Below are 16,424 nucleotides of genomic sequence, written 5' to 3'. Positions count from 1 at the left end.
ATTGCTAGCTATTTTACTAACATTGATTACTTTTTTTTAACTTTAAAATTTTCATACGGTTTGCTATTGTTTATTATTAAATTAGCTATTGTAAAACTTGATGATTGATTTTTATTTTTTTAATATTGGAAGCTAATTGTAATTTAATTTATTTCAGTTGAGAAATTATCATTTTTCAAATAGTATATGTAAATGCAGAAATTAAAAAATAGATTTTTACTAAAATTTTAAAAAAGTAAAAATAATAACAGCTATTTAGCATAATGTGCTCTAAAAATATAAACTAAATATATGAAAATAGCTGCAATAAAGTAAACAAGAACTTGAATATCTAAAATTCCTGTTTCAACACCTAAAATGGTGTAGGTTAAAACTAAGCTGTATAATGAAATATAAAAATAATTTTTAGTTTTTCTCATTATTTTAAATCCAATTCCTAAAGTTGATCCAAGGATTAACATCTCAATAGCTACTCCTATTTTTCCAAAATCAGCAACCATCTGTCCGATTAAAGTTGGTGTAACTGTAACTTCAGTTCTCCATGCGATTAATTTTCCAACAAGCATTCTAGGCCCTAATTCACTTCCCGGTATTGAACTGGCTAACATTTCTCCATGTGTTGCACCAGTTAAACCTCCAATTAAATTTAAATGGTCAAGTACATGTAAAGTAAAGTCTGCTCTTGACTGTAAAGTGTAAAAAGGATTTGTTGCGGTAGTTACTGTATATTCCTCAACAGATCTGAAGTATCCAATTCCAATAATTGCACAAACTCCTAAAATGGCTCCAGCAACAACTTCCCACATTGATAGGAGGTTTCCATAATATCCAATAATAATCATAATTAGAAGAACTGCAAGTAATGGAGTTCTATAACCTAAAGCTAATAAGAATCCACAACTGATTGCTGTTAATAAAAGCAATCTAAATCTTGCCTGTGATCTTGTTATTTTTCCATCTTGATAGTATTTAAGATAAACTCCAGCTAGTATACAAACTCCAGGGATTATTAAAAATACTGGCATGGTAAATGCAGGTATTAATAAATATCTTATTGATGGCTGTAATATTGGAATTCCACCAACAGAAGCAACACTTATGAAGAAAAATACAATTGCTACAAGTATTAAACAAAAACCAATGGAATAAATATCTTTTTCATTGAAATCAATTAAGGGTTTTTCAAATTCTTTATTTAATAGAAATTTTGGAACTATAACGGCACCAATAAAAAAGGCAATAAATGCAATAATTATAGTCATAACTAGACTGTCGCTGACAGGTGTTAGTGATAACAATAAGAATGCTGCAAAAATAACTAAAACAATTAAAGGTGAGAAAATATAGGTATTTAGGATTTTATTCTTTTTAACAAATCCTAAAAAGTTTTCACCAGGATATAGTTTTTTAAAATAGCTATTGACCCATTGATTTTCAATAAAACTAAGTATTGAAAAGATTACTCTAAATATTAGAGATCTGTGGAATTCATCAGATATTCTATTTATTATATGGGTTAATTTAGTGTAGATATAGCTCATTTTTTACACAACATTAAAAGGTTTTAACATTAAGAACATTAAAGTTGTTTTCAATGTTTTCTAAGTCCTGATTAGTGCAGTTATAAATTCTAATGGTTATTTCATCGCTAGTTCCATCAATATTTCCAAGAATTCCACTAACTAAATTTATTTCATCTGAAGTAGCCCTTATTATTTTTAACTGTTCATTTAAACCAGTATTTGTTGATTTAATTGAAATCCTATGGTTGTCACTGTAAAGTGCATTTTCTGCTTCTTGGAAACTGGAACTGTCTATTGAATCAACAGTTACTGTTGTGGATATTTCATAATTGGTTTTATTTCCAAGTGAATCTGTTAACTGGCTTAAAGAAGTTACATTCATTGGACTAATCATTACTTCAGTTAAATTAGGGTAAATGCTTCCATCTACAGTAAGTGTCATTCTATTTAAATATATATCTGCATTAGGGATGTCCTGATATTCTCCTAAGAGATATTCATTTCCATTAGACTCAACAAGTACCTTAAGGTTATTTCCGGAATTATCATCCATCCATATGATATTTCCATTTAAAGAAACTGGTTCGTTATTGCTTGCATTAATACCTTCAACAGTTGTTGTAACTATATTTCCAGTAAGATAATATTTTAAATAATTTTCTACAACCTTGTTAAAGGTTGATGAATCATAGGAAGAACTTTCATCTTCACTTTGATTAGGTGAACTAATTTCTACTACTGCAAATATGATTGCAACTATAACAACTATTATTATTAGATAATCAATAATTGTAAATTTTTTTAAAAATCCTGGCTTTTTCATAATAATACCTGTAATTTAATCTTCTTCATATATTGCACCAACTGGACAGCAGTCTAAACAATTATAACAAAAAGTGCATTTGTCTTCAGTAATTTCTACTTTGAATGCTTTTTTAATAATCGCTTCTTCTGGACACATTTCTAAACATTGTTCACAGACGGCACATTCCTCGTAATCAATTTTTATCATATTTATTTCCTTTAAAAATTATTATATTATTTTTATTTAATAATATCAATATTTATATAGTTTTTTGATAAATAGTATAATATTGAGTTTTTCAATTTTTCTTTTTAGATGATAGAAAAACGATACATTTATATAGTAGAATGACACAATAGTATATTGTTGTATATATGCAGGGGTGCCCGAGCGGCCAAAGGGGGAGGACTTAAGATCCTCTGGCATAGGCCTTCGAGGGTTCGAATCCCTTCTCCTGCACTATTTTGTAATTTTTTTCTGTAAAATCCGATTTTTTTTGCCTTAGTGGCTCAGCTGGTAGAGCGCTACCTTGGTAAGGTAGAAGTCGGGGGTTCGAATCCCCCCTAAGGCTCTAATTTTATCTATTTTTAGCTATTTCTTATTAATTTTAGATTACTTTTTATAGCTATTTTTTAATAATTTCAATATTTTCAATAGATTCTAATTTCTTAAAATCGTTATTTAAAAGTAGTAATATTATTTCAATAGCTTTTTTTATGCCGCTTTCTTGACGTTTAAGTAAATCAAAACTATTATTTTCACGTAAGTCTGCATTAATGTTAGTTGTGGTTGTTATTTCCAGTTCATCGGTAACTACAGATATTCCTCCACGTCCAATGCCTGCAGTTGTTCCAATAGCTATATCACAATTAGTTAATTTTTTAACAGCTTTGGCCATTACTTTGGAAACTTCTTTATCTCCATATTCATCATAAACTTTAATTCCTTTAATAAGCTCTTTTGGTTCTGGAGGGTTTGGAACTCTTAAAATAGTTTTTACAGCATCAATAGTTGGAATAAATAGGCTGCAGGTAACTGAAATTTCACTGTAGTTAAATCCACCATATTTTTCAGGATTTTTTATATATTCACAGCCGAATTTTCCTTCATAACTTTGTCCAAGGGCATGTAATTCATTACCTATTTTTCCGTGAGTAAAACATTCAGCAGTTGCTATTTTAATCATAAATATCAATAAGTAATTTTAAAGATGTTTTTGTAACTTCTTTAGCTACTTCATCAAGAGTATAAGGTGTTACAGGCTCCATATCTCTTATAAATTTTCCAGTTGTTATTACAAGATGGTTTTCAGTAATTCCTTCTTTTCTAAGTTCTTCAACAGCAGGATTTGTATCATCAAATTCAGAAATGTCTTTAATTTCTATTTTTTCATCCCCCATACCAAAGATTCCTGCAGTACTAATTGTTTTTCCACCATAACTGTGAACATGTTTAATAATATTGGCTGCTGTAGGTATTGTATTTCCACCAGCTATTTCAATAACAACAACATCTCCTTTTACAAAATCAAGATTATTTTCATTTACATATTCTGGAATACTTATAATTTCTCTATAACTTTTATCATGAGTGCATAGTTTTTTAAAGAAATCAGTTTTATATTCTTCATTTTTTGCACCAAGCAGTGTAAATATAATATCTGAACCTGAAATTTTCTGTCCATCAAAAACAGCTATTTGAGAGGGTCCTCCTCTATGGACTTCAATAAGGTTAAGTCCTGTTCTAATACCTAATCTTCCAAGTCCAATTAAATCTATTCTTCCTTTTGGAATCATTTTACTTTCTAATTCTGATATCATATTTTAAGATCTCCTATAATTTATTCCAAGGTTCTCCTTTATTTATAACTTCTACATTTACACCACATGAAGATATGATTTCTCCAAGTTTATAAAGGCCTGGAATTTCACTATTGTGGTGGCCTAAATCAATTAATGTTAAATTGTTATTTTTGGCAAGAACTGCAGTTTCCTGAGTCAAATCTCCAGAAATAAATATGTCTACTTTTTTGTCTTTAGCTAATTTTATGTAATCTGGATTTTTAAGACCAAAACCAGAAACAATAGCTACTTTTTCTATTTTATCATTTAACTTAGGTTTATTTACAATTCTTGTATTTTCCTGAGGGAAATTTTCTTTAATGATTTCTTCTAAATCGTGATAAGTTCCATTAAATTTGCAAAGTCTTCCAATTCCAGTTTGGGCATGGAAAACATCAACAACTTCTAAATTTAAGCTATCTGCTAAAGCTTCATTTGCACCACCTTTGATTATATCCCAACTTGAGTGGATTGTATAAGTGGGTGTTTTTGGTTTGAAAATGGGCGGATGATGTGTAATGATTAATGTTTTTTCATCAAATTTATCATCATCTTCCTTAAACAAATCCATTAACACTTTAACAGAATTAATTTCAAGATTCAAATCATACTCATCTGCAAATCCAATTTTGTCACTAGCTAGTGCATATTTTAATGGTATTTTAGTTTCAATAAATTTACAGATATCCTTAAGTAACATTTTATCATTGAGTAATTATTTTAGAATTGATTTTATCTATTTCCTCATTTAGCAAATCATCACAGTCAAATGGATTGATGGTGGAAATTTTCATGGCCTGTTTATCAGTTAGTTCAATGAATTTAGCTATATCCTTTTCTTTAAAAATAACCTCTTCAAAAAATCCCATTTCACAAGCAGAATATAAAACACCTTCTTTTTTAAGAGATTTATTTAAAGCATTTGTTAAAACACCAATAGTTAAAGTCATAGTTCCAGATGTTTTTGTGTTTATTCCATGAGTTTTAATAATAGCTTTATTTTCACTTTTAACTGCATTTATTCTATCATAAATGTTGTTTTTGTTTTTAAGTAATATGTCATTATCTTCAGCCACAGGATCTTCTATTAAGAAACCTTTCACATCAAATTTAGAGGATTGTTCAACAGTTATTCCTCCAAAACCTGTTGTATCAATAACAACATCTCCACTATATATTAAATCTAAATCTGATGAAAATGAGATGTTATCTTTTTCTTCATCTGTTAATATATCCCCTATTGGCACATTAATAAATTCTTTGAGGTGGGGATAAATATCTATTAATAAAACATCATTGAAAGTTTTAGCTAGTTTTTTAACAATACCAATGCCTGTAAAATAAGTTCCAATAACAATAATTTTAGAGTTTTTATCAATATCTAAATCTAAAACCCATTCATAGCTAACTTGACTTTTTTTATCAATTATGCTATTAAAAATATCTATTAATTTTGTTTGTGATTTGATTGTAAATACTTCTTCTGTAATTCCTGTGTCAATTTCTTCTATTTTCATTCTTTAACCTTTTTAAAACCAATTTTTATTAAGGCTTCATTAGCTTCATTATACACGGCTTCTTCTAATGTTTTATTATGAACAACATGTGAAGGTGATGTTCCTGCAGTTAAAATTCTACCTTTATTATCCATAAAAATTAAAAAAGAACCAGAGCCAGGAACTCCTAAACGACCTCTAGCTATTATTAAATCTGCATCACTTTGATCTAGAGCCATGTATGCTTTTGCTAAAGCAGGAATTCTACTTGCATCTGCAGCATTAGTATTAATTTGTAATATTCTAGCTGTAGGTAATCCATATTCATTTAAAACTTCATTTAAAACTTCTACTTTTATTCCATTTTTATTAGGAATGTAAATCTTTTTAGAGTTTTTTATATAATTCTGGATTGCAGTTATTTCCTCTACTTTATCTCCAAATCTGCAATTATTTTCTGATTCTTCATATGCATTTTTAATAATTTCTTCAAAAGCCATTTTAACCACTTTAAAATTTTAAAAAAAAAGAAGTTTTATAAATATTGTGGTGTTAACCCTAAACTTTCAATAACTGAAACAACTTCTTCTAAATTACCGTATGTAGGAGAACCAACACCTTTAACTTCTAAAGGATAATTTTTAGCTATTACTGTTGCTAAATTATTTGCCCCTGCATTTAGGGAATATTCTACATTTTTAGGTCCAATTGTTGGTGTTGGAACAGTGATTCTTATTTTAGGATACATTATACGTGTAATTGCAACCATTTTTAATTGCAAGTCTAATGGGCATGCTGGATGATTTTCCATTGGTGTATCTTTGTAAGGATTGAATCCCATTATAGGAATTTCTCCAAGTGTTTTAAATTGATTAAGGAATAATAAATGATTTAATCTATCTTCATCACTTTCTCCAATACCTAATAATAATCCGGAGGATAATTCAATTCCAGCATCACAGACTTGGTTACATACATCAATCCTATCTTGAAGTGTTTCTCCAGGTTTTACATTATTAAAAATAGCTTCATTTGTTGATTCCAAGTTACAACAGACAGTGTCTGTATTTAACTCAGCTAGTTTATTTGTTGAATTTTCAGTTAAATCTGCACCAACATTAATTAATAATTCAAGATTAGTTTCTCCTTTTACTATTTCTGCAGCATGAACAGCTTGTTTTCCTTTGTATCCATGACCTCCAGAGCAACTGACTCTTGGCACTCTTGCTTCTTCTATTGACTTAGCTGCTTGACGTATTTCATCATCAGTTTTATAAAAAGCATTATAATATCCGTCTCTGGATGTTTTAGCTGCAAATCCACAGTATTTACATCTTGGTTGTACTTGACATTTATTTGTAATATGTACTGTTGAAGTTAATTTAATTGTTTTAGAATATTTATTTCTAATATTAGATGCAGTTTCACATAACTTTTTTAAATCTTCAGCATTATTTACTGAAAATAGTTGGAATAATTCTTCATTATCTAATTTTTTTCCATTCTCTGCTCTTTTTAAAATTTCATCAATCAATGTTACACCTAATAAGAAGTTATTTAGTAGTTAAAAAATAGTTAAAACTTATTTTTTAATAATTAAAAAAGTAGTTTCTTCCCCATTTATTAAAAAATAAGTTTTAATATGTTGATTAAAAATCAACATTAAACTTATTTAAGACTACACTTAGTCTCTTTTTGCTAAGTTGTCTAATACAGTAGGAACGATGTCTGCTAATGCACCGAAGTTCATGGAGTCAGCAGTACCTACTAATGCGGAAGGTGCTAAAGCATCATCCATTTTGTCGATACCTTCATCGTTCATTAATGCAGTAACTTGGGTTAAAGCTTCGTTTGCCATCATTTGTGCGAAGTCAGCTGGAGCACCTAAAATTTGGGTAACGGTGTCTCTGTAAGCTAAAATACCTGCGTAAGTAATAGCAGTTACTGCGGAACACATATCACATACAGGACCTAATAAGTTTGCAGGTAAGGTGTATGCGTTTCCTCTTGCTTTGGAACCTAAGTCTTTAAGAGTGTTGATTGCAGCTTCATCAGCGTATCCTTCAGCAATGTAAACTTGACCTTTCATTTCAGGTACAGCACCTGGGTGGTAGGAAGTTACGTTTACGTTTGCACCTAATTCTTGGAAAATGTCGTTGAATTTGGTAGTAGGAATAGTACAAGCGTGAGTTAAGATTGCACCTTCTTTTAATTGATCAGCGAATTTTTCGATGATACCTTTTTGCATACTGCCTTTTGGTAACCAGGTCATTACCCAGTCAGCGTCAGCTACTGCGTCAGCATCGTCGGTAGTGGTTTTGATTCCAACATCTTCTGGGTGAGTAAAGTGAATAGCTCCTTCGGATGGTTTTGGAATTTCTTCAGCTAATTTAGCTACTTTTTCTCTGATAGCTGGCATTACTTCTTCAGGGTTTCCTGCTTTGTGAGCTGCAATTACTTCTGAGTAATCAAAGTCATCTACTACAGTGAAATCTCCGTCAAATACTGGGTCAGATACAACTACTTCATCTACACCTGCTAAGTGTAATAATTCTGCACCCATTTCAATAGTAGAGTGAGTCATTGCAATGTTTTCTTTTCCAGTTGCTTCTGCAACTTCAACAGCTCTTGAGAAGTTGGTAATACCTGCTGCAGCATGTGTTCTGTAACATCCTGCACCTAAAATTGCTACTTTCATCTTTTATTTCTCCTTAAAAAATATATATTTTTTCTTAAAATGATTATTTTATAGTTTTTTTTACTAAAAACTATTACTACAGCTTCTAATTATTTAAAAAGTTTGTTAATAGCAATCGTATTAATTATATAGCGAACATAATCATTGTTCTATTTTTAAATAATCATTTTTTATTGAATTCAGCAACGTAGTAACATTAGTAATTTTTTTTGTTTGCATTATATAAATCTTTATATTTACTTTTAGTAGCTAATTTGCCAAGATTGTTTGTAATTAATAAAACAAAATTTATATATGTTTAATTAATATAATATAATTTAGTATTTATAGAGGTTATTTTGATGCATGATTTAATTAAAGAAGCAGTTTATGATGATGCTGCAGCTATCGAATTGTCTAAAATGGATAAAGATGTAGTTAGTGTTGTTGATGCAATCTCTGAATTGTCACTTGAAGAAACAATGAAATTAGGTATGCAGTTTAAGAGATTCCCATTGGGATGTGATTTGACTGAGGTTGTTGTAGGTACTTGTGCTTCTGATTTACAATTAAAAGAATTACTTGGAAATTGTCGTTTAGCTAATATGATTGGGGCATCTATACATATATGTGCATATGCATTTTCTGACATTGCTGAAGAAAATGGTATGAGTGGTATTGATGTAATGAAACAAGTATATGATACTGTTGATGTTCCTTTAGATTTAGATCATTTTGGAGAAAATGGTCCTATGAGATTCCCTAAGGAAATTGTAAAATGTGGTGGGGAATGTTATCTAAAAGGTCCTGCATTTACTGAATGTCCTAGAGGAAGGATTCATTCAAGACTTATTGATAAGGAAATGCTTGAAAAACCAGATAAAGAAGATTGGGTTAAACTAGCTTCTTCTGTTGCAGTTAATGTTACTAGTGAACAATCTGGTGAAGGACATGCAGCTCCATTAAGGGAAGCTAAAGATGTTGCAGATTTAGCTAAAAAATATGGTCGTGGGCTTGAATCAATAATGTTTGTTGGAGATGGTTATGATGAAGTCATCACTGGTTTTGAAAAATCCTTAGAACTTGGTGCTGACATTTTTGTCATTGAAGGAGGTCCATTTAACAGAGCAGAAAATCCTGTTGAAGCATATGCTAAAGCTATTGCTGCAGCTCGTGTTTTAGTTCCAGGAAAAGTTGTAGCTACTAATGGTGCTTATGAATATGAATGTAGGGCAGGTCTTAGAACTGGTTTAAACATAATCATTACTGGTTTTCCTAATAATCATCATGGATATATGTGCGGTTATGAACCTGGTACTGCAAGAAGAGGTAAATTTGGTCTTCCAAGAGTTATTGAAATTATGAATGAAGAACTTAAGGCTACAAATACTCGCATACCTGTTCAAAGAGATGAATTAGTTGCATTAGCTACAGCAGTCAAATTAGCAGGGCCTGATTATATTTATCCAAGGAAAATTGGAGATTATACAGTTGGAGATGCTCATTGGGCAACTTTAATTCATTCTAAAATGCATGATGGAATCACTTTAAAAAACACTATTGAAGATGCGGTGAGCTCAGTTAATGGAAATAGTGTGGCTTTGTTAGGTGGTAGATTTATCTCATGGGTATTGGCTAATGAATTAGATAAATATGTCGATGAAATCATTATTTCAGATACTGACCCATGGGTTCAAAAAATGACTGTTGATAATTTACAAGGAGCCGTTAATGCTACTGTAATAGCTGGTGAAAATGATAAATCATCAGCTAATGCTGCAGACGACTCTATTATAACAACTACAGTTCCTCAAATTAGTAAAAATATTTTAAACACTGTACCAAATGCTTTCAATTTGGTATAATTTCTTTTTTTCTTAAAGTTTAAATTTATTAAAAACCATATAGTTAATCAAAGAATTTATTTCTATAGATTAACTATGCTGGTGAAAATTTGAAACATTCAAAAATAATTTTAGTTGCATTTATTTCTGCTTTTGTAGCATTTACAACCGCTGTTTTAGGTGTTGCAGGAACAATTATAGGGTCTGTTTTATCATCAGTTCTTTATAATGTTCTATCTGAGGTTTTAGAAGAACCTTTTACAAAACATGCTTTTCGCAGACGTTTTGAATGGGAAATAGCTTATGTTTTCCCTTTAATTGTTATTGCTCTTATTCAATTATTATTAATTGCTGCATTTTTATCTGAATGGGGATATCTACCAGCAACATTTTTAAATATATATTTATTACTTCAAGGTGTTGCAGATAATAATTTATATAAAATATTAGGTGTTTCTCTTTTAGTTATGAGTGCTTATCCATTATTACTAAAAGCAAACATTTTGAAAAGATCTCATGGATGGATTATTGCTTTTGTTGGTATAATCTTTTTAGCAAGAGGATTTGTTGATGCAGATAATTTTATAACATATCTTTATGCAGATATTTTTAGATTATTTGATTTTCCAATTGAATTAATAGCTTTAATTCTTATTGTAAGTGTTATCTATAAAATTCTCAAATCTGCTAATGAGTCTAGAAATAATTCTAAAGAAATCCCATATAACCCTAGAAAATATCCTATTAAAGAGGATGATTTGGAAGATTTGCAATTAAAAGAAATTTATTCTGAAAATCATGATGCCTATAGAAATCATAACATTAATAAAATGCATATAAATAATCAAAGAAAACCTAGAAAAAATAAGACTGGAATTAATGAGTCTTCTGATGATATTGAATTTGAATCATCTGAAAAATATATGTAATGAATGGGGGGTTAAAATATTCCGAAAAAGAATAAAACTCTTAAAGATATTTTAGATTTAATATTATATGAAAACCCATCAACTCAGGAAGAAATAGCTGAGAAATTGGGAATCACCCGTAGGTATGTTACTCAATTATTACAACCTTTAGTAAAAGATGGGACTGTTAAGAGAGCATACATGATTGACTTGAAAAGTTATGAAGAAATTTCCGAGTCTTTTGGTGAGTCTTTTACTCCTAAAGACACTACTGGAAATACTTTAATTAATGATATGCTTGAGAATATGGCAAAACATGTTAAAGATCAGCTTAAAACATCTTTTGAATCTTTCTTAGAATATGATAAAGAGAAAGCAAATTATTCTCTTGAGATGGATTACACAACAAATAATATGGTTGAAAAGGTAAGGACAACTGTTGAAACTGTTGTTAGTCTTAATCAACATCCTGAATTTTCAAAGTCTGTATTATATAATGAGGTTGCATATGATTTGGAACGTATTGGTGATTACTGTGCCCATATTTCCAAATTTGTTATTAATGATGATTATATAATTGATGAAAAAATTCTTAAAAACATTAAAAAAATGTACTCTGCATCTAAAAAAATGATTAATTTATCGATGGGTGCTTTTTTATCAAATAAAACTCATTTAAGAGATGAAGTAATGGAGTTAGAAGATTCTCTTCATATTTTACAGTCCAAATCTGTGAACTTAATTGCTACTCAAATGGCTGAAAATTCCTTTGAAGAAAAAGAACGTTCAAACTACTTCATTTATTTATTCCGTGTTATCAAAGCTTTTGAAAGAATTGGAGATATCTGTATTGAAATTATGGATGTAGCTATTGAATTCCATGATAATATTCCAAGATCAACAACTCCCCGTACTTTTAGATAACTCTATTTTCTTCTTTTTTTGCACTATTTGTTCCTATTATGAGAATTATAATTCCTAATAATTTTTTAAATTATTTTTTTTATTCACTTTTTAGGAAATAAAATTCACATTAAAGGTAACATTTATATAGGTTTAATTTCCAAAGTATGTTTGAGGTTAAAGAAATGAATACAAAAAGTAAATATATTATTGGTATTATTGTAATCATTGTACTCATTGCGGGAGCAGTTCTCGCTACTGGTAGTGCAAGTTCCTCTCATATCGACGTGGTTGGATCAACCTCTGTACAACCTGTCGCTGAGAAGTTAGTCGAAGTTTATAAAGAGTCCCATCCTGATGCAGATATCACTGTTCAAGGTGGAGGTTCTAGTGTAGGTATTAAAAATGCAAATGATGGAACCGCTGATATTGGTATGAGTTCTAAAGATGTTGACCAAAGTGAAGGTCCAAATTTAGTCAAACATGAATTAGGTCAAGACGGAATTGTAATGGCTGTAAATCCAAGTAATTCTGTTTCTGATTTAACCACTGAACAATTACAAGGAATTTTCTCTGGTGAAATTACCAACTGGAATGAAGTCGGTGGTGCTGATGGTGAAATCAATGTCATTACTCGTGAAGAAGGTTCCGGTACATTAGATGCATTTGAAAGTATCGTAATGGGTGACAAAGAATTAAAAAGTGATGCTGTAGTTCAAAGTTCCACTGAAGCTGTAAAACAATCTGTCGCTCAAGATCCTAATGCAATCGGTTTTGTATCTTACGCTCATATGAGTGATGATGTAAAATCTTTAAATGTTAATGGTGTAGCTCCATCTGATGCTACTATCGCAGATGGTACCTACGAATTACAAAGACCATTCTTATTCCTTACCAACGGTGAACCAACTGGTGATGTAAAAGAGTTCATTGATTGGGTATTAAGTGATGAAGGATCTAAAGTATTAGCTGAAGAAAAAATTGTTAAATCTGCAAGCTAAGTTTAATTGTCAATATGGTCGATGACCATATTCATTTATTTTTTTTCATTTTAAAATCTTAATTTATTTATAGTTTTTAAGTTAAATCTTTTATTAGGGTTTTATCATGAAAACAAAATATAAAGGTTTAATTTTAGTTGTTATAATTATTGTAATTATTGCAATATCTATAATTTCTGGATTTGATAAAGATAGGATAGATATAGCCGGATCTACATCCGTACAACCATTAGCTGAACAATTAGCCACTGAATATGTTGGTAATCGGGATGATATTCAAGTCAATGTTCAAGGCGGAGGTTCCGGAATGGGTATTAGATCAGTATCGCAAGGTATTGCTGATATAGGTACAAGTTCTAAGGAATTATCTGCTGAGGATAGTGTTGGTGTTGAAACTGTGGAATTAGGTAAAGAGGGTATTGTTATTGGGGTTCATAATAGTAATACTATTAATGATTTATCTACTGATCAGATAAACCAGATTTTTAGTGGTGAAATAACTAATTGGAAAGAATTAGGAGGACCTGATGAAGAAATTCATGTTGTGACTCGTGAAGAAGGTTCTGGTACTAGAGATGCTTTTGAGAGTATTGTTATGGGTGATGAAGACATTAAATCTGATGCTATTGTTCAAAGTTCTACTGAATCTGTTAAGCAAGCAGTTTCTACAGATCCTGGAGCTATTGGATATATGTCTTTTGCACATATGAGTGATGATGTAAAATCTCTTACAGTTAATAATGTTATTGTTTCTGAAGAAACTATAGCTGATGGTTCTTATGAACTTCAAAGACCATTTTTATTTGTTATTAATGAAGATAACTATTCTCAAGCAGTGCATGATTTTGTAGATTGGATTAAATCTCCTGAAGGAGAACAAATAATTATAGATGCTAAAATTGTTCCACCAAATTAATATTATAATTAATGTGTGATGTATATGGAGAGTAAAAATTTTGATGAAATATTAATAGAAAAGGGACTTTTCATTACAGCAATCCTTTCTATTTTTATAATTTTAATCATATTGGTATTCATCATAAGTGAAGCAGTACCTGCTTTCCAAGAATATGGATTTTTCCATTTCTTAGCAGGCATGATATGGTCTCCAGGTGACAACCAGTATGGTGTACTGCCAATGATTGTAGGTTCTATCTATGTAACATTACTTTCATTAGTTATGGCAGTTCCTTTATCTTTATTATGTGCTATTTTCATGGAAGAAGTTGCTCCTAATAAAGTTAGATTAATATTAAAACCAGTTATCCAAACTTTAGCAGGTATTCCATCCGTAGTATACGGTTTCTTTGGTCTCACTGTTGTTGTACCTATAATTCGTGAAAGTTTTGGAGGTACTGGTTTCAGTGTATTTACTGCAGCTTTAATTTTAGCTGTTATGATTTTGCCAACAATTATATCTGTTTCACAAGATGCTATTAAAGCAGTACCTCATGAATTTAAAGAAGCTGCATTAGGTCTTGGTTCAACTCACTGGCAAACAATACGTCATATTATTTTCCCAACTGCTTTACCTGGAATTATCACCGCGATTATTTTGGGTATTGGGAGGGCTATTGGTGAAACTTTAGCAGTTATTATGGTTGCAGGTAACGTTGCTCAAATTCCAGGATCCATATTTGAACCTGTAAGAACTCTTACTTCTAACATTGCATTAGAAATGGGTTATGCTACTGGTTTACATTATAATGCATTATTTGGAACTGCAGTAGTATTGTTCTTGATTATTATTGTATTATTATTAATTGCAAACTATGTACAAAACAAATATGGTATTGATAGTGATGGAGGTGCTTAATTATGAGTATTATGACTCCTAAAACCTCTCAAAAAATTATGAACGGTATTTTCATATTATCTGGAATTGCTACTTTGTTGATTCTGATTATTATTTTAGGTTATATTTTAATTAAAGGACTTCCTGTAGTAAATCTTGATTTTTTACTTGGAGAACCTATTGATTCTGGTGAAGCTGGTGGTATTTTCCCAATGATTATATCCAGTATATATGTGGTTCTTATAGCTGCAATTATTGCAACTCCTCTTGGTGTTGGAGCAGCTATTTATATGTCTGAATATGCTACTAACCAAAAAATTATTAAATTTATTAGATTTGGTTCAGAGACTTTAGCTTCTATTCCATCTATTGTATTTGGTTTATTCGGGTTAGCGTTTTTCGTTGTATTTTTACAATTAGGTTGGTCTATTTTGTCTGCTGGTTTAGTACTAGCTATTATGGCAATTCCTACTATCTTCCAAGTTGCTGAGGTAACATTAACTTCAATTCCAGAGAGTTATAAAGAAGGAAGTTATGGGTTAGGTGCTACTAAATGGCAAACAATTTATTCTGTTGTTTTACCTGCAGCTATTCCAGGTATTATTACAGGTATTATTCTTGCTATGACAAGGGCTATTTCAGAAGCTGCTGCTGTTATGTATGCAGTAGGTTCAGCATTGACAGTTCCTATTTCTATATTTGATCCTGGTAGACCATTACCACTTCACTTGTATGTATTAGCTACTGAAGGTATTTCTTTAGATAATGCATATGGAACTGCGGCTGTTCTTGTTATAATTGTATTGATATTAACTATTATAACCAATTTCGTTGTGGATAGGTATCAAAGAAAAATGATGGGGAGATAACTAATGAAAATTAAAGTTGAAAATTTAAATACTTACTTTGGGGAAGCCCATATCCTAAAAGATCTTAATATGGAGGTTCCAAAAAATTCTGTAACTGCTCTTATTGGACCTTCTGGTTGTGGTAAATCCACATTTATTAGAACTATTAATAGGATGAATGACTTAACACCAACATTTAGACATGAAGGAAATATATATTTAGATGGTGTTGACATTTATGATGATTCTGTAGATGTTGTAGATTTAAGAAGAAGAGTTGGAATGGTATTCCAGAAACCTAATCCATTCCCAAAATCAATATTTGAAAATGTAGCTTATGGATTAAAAATACATGGTGAAACTGACAAAGATCATATTGCTCAAGTTGTTGAAGAAAGTTTAAAAGCTGCAGCAATTTGGGATGAAGTTAAAGATAAACTTGATATGTCTGCTATGGGTTTATCTGGTGGTCAACAACAAAGGTTATGTATTGCTCGTACTATTGCTACAAGTCCAGATGTTATCCTTATGGATGAACCTTGTTCTGCTTTAGATCCAATTTCAACATTAAAAATCGAAGATTTAATACATTCTCTTAAAGAAGATTATACTATTGTTATGGTTACTCACAATATGCAACAAGCAACAAGAGTTTCTGAATATACTTCATTCTTCTTAAATGGTGAAATTATTGAAAGCGGATTAACAGATCAAATATTTGTAAACCCTAAAGAAAAAAGAACTGAAGAATATATTACTGGTAGGTTCGGATAAATTAAAGGT

Annotated in this window: 18 protein-coding genes and 2 tRNA genes; 10 read left to right on the top strand and 10 right to left on the bottom strand. The window is 30.5% G+C overall.

The window, feature by feature from the left end; translation table 11 throughout:
- Nucleotides 1-251: 251 nt before the first annotated feature.
- Genes MBBWO_RS06450 through MBBWO_RS06440 form a run of 3 tightly spaced genes read right to left on the bottom strand, consistent with a single transcriptional unit; the run spans nucleotide 252 to nucleotide 2,535 of the window.
- Entirely contained in the window at nucleotides 252-1,541 is a 1,290-nt protein-coding gene (locus MBBWO_RS06450) for an oligosaccharide repeat unit polymerase family protein (RefSeq protein ID WP_116670075.1), read from the bottom strand.
- A 13-nt stretch (nucleotides 1,542-1,554) separates the two neighbouring features.
- Nucleotides 1,555-2,346 carry an adhesin gene (locus MBBWO_RS06445; protein WP_116670074.1) on the bottom strand — a complete coding sequence of 264 codons (792 nt, stop codon included), beginning with the start codon at nucleotides 2,344-2,346 and terminating at the stop codon, nucleotides 1,555-1,557.
- 15 nt (nucleotides 2,347-2,361) lie between these two features.
- The gene (locus MBBWO_RS06440) at nucleotides 2,362-2,535 is read right to left on the bottom strand and encodes a 4Fe-4S binding protein (RefSeq protein WP_243408482.1); all 174 of its coding nucleotides are present in this window, start codon (nucleotides 2,533-2,535) and stop codon (nucleotides 2,362-2,364) included.
- A 169-nt stretch (nucleotides 2,536-2,704) separates the two neighbouring features.
- Here MBBWO_RS06440 and MBBWO_RS06435 point away from each other — a divergent pair.
- Nucleotides 2,705-2,787: transfer RNA gene (locus MBBWO_RS06435), tRNA-Leu, on the top strand.
- A gap of 39 nt (nucleotides 2,788-2,826) precedes the next feature.
- Nucleotides 2,827-2,899, top strand: a tRNA-Thr gene (locus MBBWO_RS06430).
- A 54-nt stretch (nucleotides 2,900-2,953) separates the two neighbouring features.
- On the opposite strand, the gene MBBWO_RS06425 is transcribed toward MBBWO_RS06430, so the two are convergent.
- From MBBWO_RS06425 to hmd, 7 genes are all read right to left on the bottom strand, one after another.
- Nucleotides 2,954-3,514 carry a UPF0254 family protein gene (locus tag MBBWO_RS06425; protein ID WP_116670073.1) on the bottom strand — a complete coding sequence of 187 codons (561 nt, stop codon included), beginning with the start codon at nucleotides 3,512-3,514 and terminating at the stop codon, nucleotides 2,954-2,956.
- Nucleotides 3,507-4,148: a hypothetical protein gene (locus tag MBBWO_RS06420; RefSeq protein WP_116670072.1), complete on the bottom strand. Its 642-nt coding sequence runs from the start codon at nucleotides 4,146-4,148 to the stop codon at nucleotides 3,507-3,509. Before MBBWO_RS06420 ends, MBBWO_RS06425 begins: the two co-directional genes overlap by 8 nt.
- A 13-nt stretch (nucleotides 4,149-4,161) precedes the next feature.
- Nucleotides 4,162-4,869, bottom strand: coding sequence for a Nif3-like dinuclear metal center hexameric protein (locus MBBWO_RS06415; RefSeq protein WP_116670071.1), 708 nt, complete (start codon nucleotides 4,867-4,869; stop codon nucleotides 4,162-4,164).
- Nucleotides 4,870-4,873: 4 nt separating this feature from the next.
- On the bottom strand, nucleotides 4,874-5,686 hold the full coding sequence (locus MBBWO_RS06410; protein ID WP_116670070.1) for an SAM-dependent methyltransferase HcgC family protein: 813 nt from the start codon (nucleotides 5,684-5,686) through the stop codon (nucleotides 4,874-4,876).
- Entirely contained in the window at nucleotides 5,683-6,165 is a 483-nt protein-coding gene (locus MBBWO_RS06405; RefSeq protein ID WP_116670069.1) for a DUF3236 domain-containing protein, read from the bottom strand. Before MBBWO_RS06405 ends, MBBWO_RS06410 begins: the two co-directional genes overlap by 4 nt.
- A gap of 35 nt (nucleotides 6,166-6,200) precedes the next feature.
- A complete protein-coding gene (gene hmdB / locus MBBWO_RS06400) occupies nucleotides 6,201-7,199 on the bottom strand; it encodes a 5,10-methenyltetrahydromethanopterin hydrogenase cofactor biosynthesis protein HmdB (protein ID WP_116670068.1) in 999 nt (332 codons plus the stop codon).
- A gap of 150 nt (nucleotides 7,200-7,349) precedes the next feature.
- Nucleotides 7,350-8,363, bottom strand: a complete 1,014-nt coding sequence (hmd, locus tag MBBWO_RS06395) for a 5,10-methenyltetrahydromethanopterin hydrogenase (RefSeq protein ID WP_116670067.1) — start codon at nucleotides 8,361-8,363, stop codon at nucleotides 7,350-7,352.
- A gap of 341 nt (nucleotides 8,364-8,704) precedes the next feature.
- On the opposite strand from hmd, the gene hmdC reads away from it, so the two are divergent.
- The 8 genes from hmdC to pstB all read left to right on the top strand — a co-directional run bounded on the left by hmdC (nucleotide 8,705) and on the right by pstB (nucleotide 16,415).
- On the top strand, nucleotides 8,705-10,207 hold the full coding sequence (hmdC, locus tag MBBWO_RS06390) for a 5,10-methenyltetrahydromethanopterin hydrogenase cofactor biosynthesis protein HmdC (protein WP_116670066.1): 1,503 nt from the start codon (nucleotides 8,705-8,707) through the stop codon (nucleotides 10,205-10,207).
- A gap of 89 nt (nucleotides 10,208-10,296) precedes the next feature.
- Nucleotides 10,297-11,115, top strand: coding sequence for a hypothetical protein (locus MBBWO_RS06385; protein WP_116670065.1), 819 nt, complete (start codon nucleotides 10,297-10,299; stop codon nucleotides 11,113-11,115).
- Nucleotides 11,116-11,133: 18 nt separating this feature from the next.
- Nucleotides 11,134-12,018: a phosphate signaling complex PhoU family protein gene (locus MBBWO_RS06380; protein ID WP_116670064.1), complete on the top strand. Its 885-nt coding sequence runs from the start codon at nucleotides 11,134-11,136 to the stop codon at nucleotides 12,016-12,018.
- A gap of 164 nt (nucleotides 12,019-12,182) precedes the next feature.
- Nucleotides 12,183-12,998 carry a phosphate ABC transporter substrate-binding protein gene (locus MBBWO_RS06375; RefSeq protein WP_116670063.1) on the top strand — a complete coding sequence of 272 codons (816 nt, stop codon included), beginning with the start codon at nucleotides 12,183-12,185 and terminating at the stop codon, nucleotides 12,996-12,998.
- Nucleotides 12,999-13,104: 106 nt separating this feature from the next.
- Entirely contained in the window at nucleotides 13,105-13,914 is an 810-nt protein-coding gene (locus MBBWO_RS06370) for a phosphate ABC transporter substrate-binding protein (RefSeq protein WP_116670062.1), read from the top strand.
- Between the two features lie 24 nt (nucleotides 13,915-13,938).
- Nucleotides 13,939-14,814 (top strand): phosphate ABC transporter permease subunit PstC, encoded by an 876-nt coding sequence (gene pstC / locus MBBWO_RS06365; RefSeq protein ID WP_116670061.1) that lies wholly within the window; start codon nucleotides 13,939-13,941, stop codon nucleotides 14,812-14,814.
- Between the two features lie 2 nt (nucleotides 14,815-14,816).
- Nucleotides 14,817-15,662 carry a phosphate ABC transporter permease PstA gene (gene pstA, locus MBBWO_RS06360; protein ID WP_394340367.1) on the top strand — a complete coding sequence of 282 codons (846 nt, stop codon included), beginning with the start codon at nucleotides 14,817-14,819 and terminating at the stop codon, nucleotides 15,660-15,662.
- Nucleotides 15,663-15,665: 3 nt separating this feature from the next.
- Complete coding sequence (gene pstB, locus MBBWO_RS06355) at nucleotides 15,666-16,415, top strand: phosphate ABC transporter ATP-binding protein PstB (RefSeq protein ID WP_116670059.1); 750 nt, start codon at nucleotides 15,666-15,668, stop codon at nucleotides 16,413-16,415.
- The last annotated feature ends 9 nt before the right edge of the window (nucleotides 16,416-16,424 follow it).

The sequence above is a fragment of the Methanobrevibacter woesei genome (assembly GCF_003111605.1).
GTDB classification, from domain to species: Archaea; Methanobacteriota; Methanobacteria; order Methanobacteriales; family Methanobacteriaceae; genus Methanocatella; species Methanocatella woesei.
Note: the sequence above shows the minus strand (reverse complement) of the source record. Positions and strands in the feature narration are given on the sequence as shown.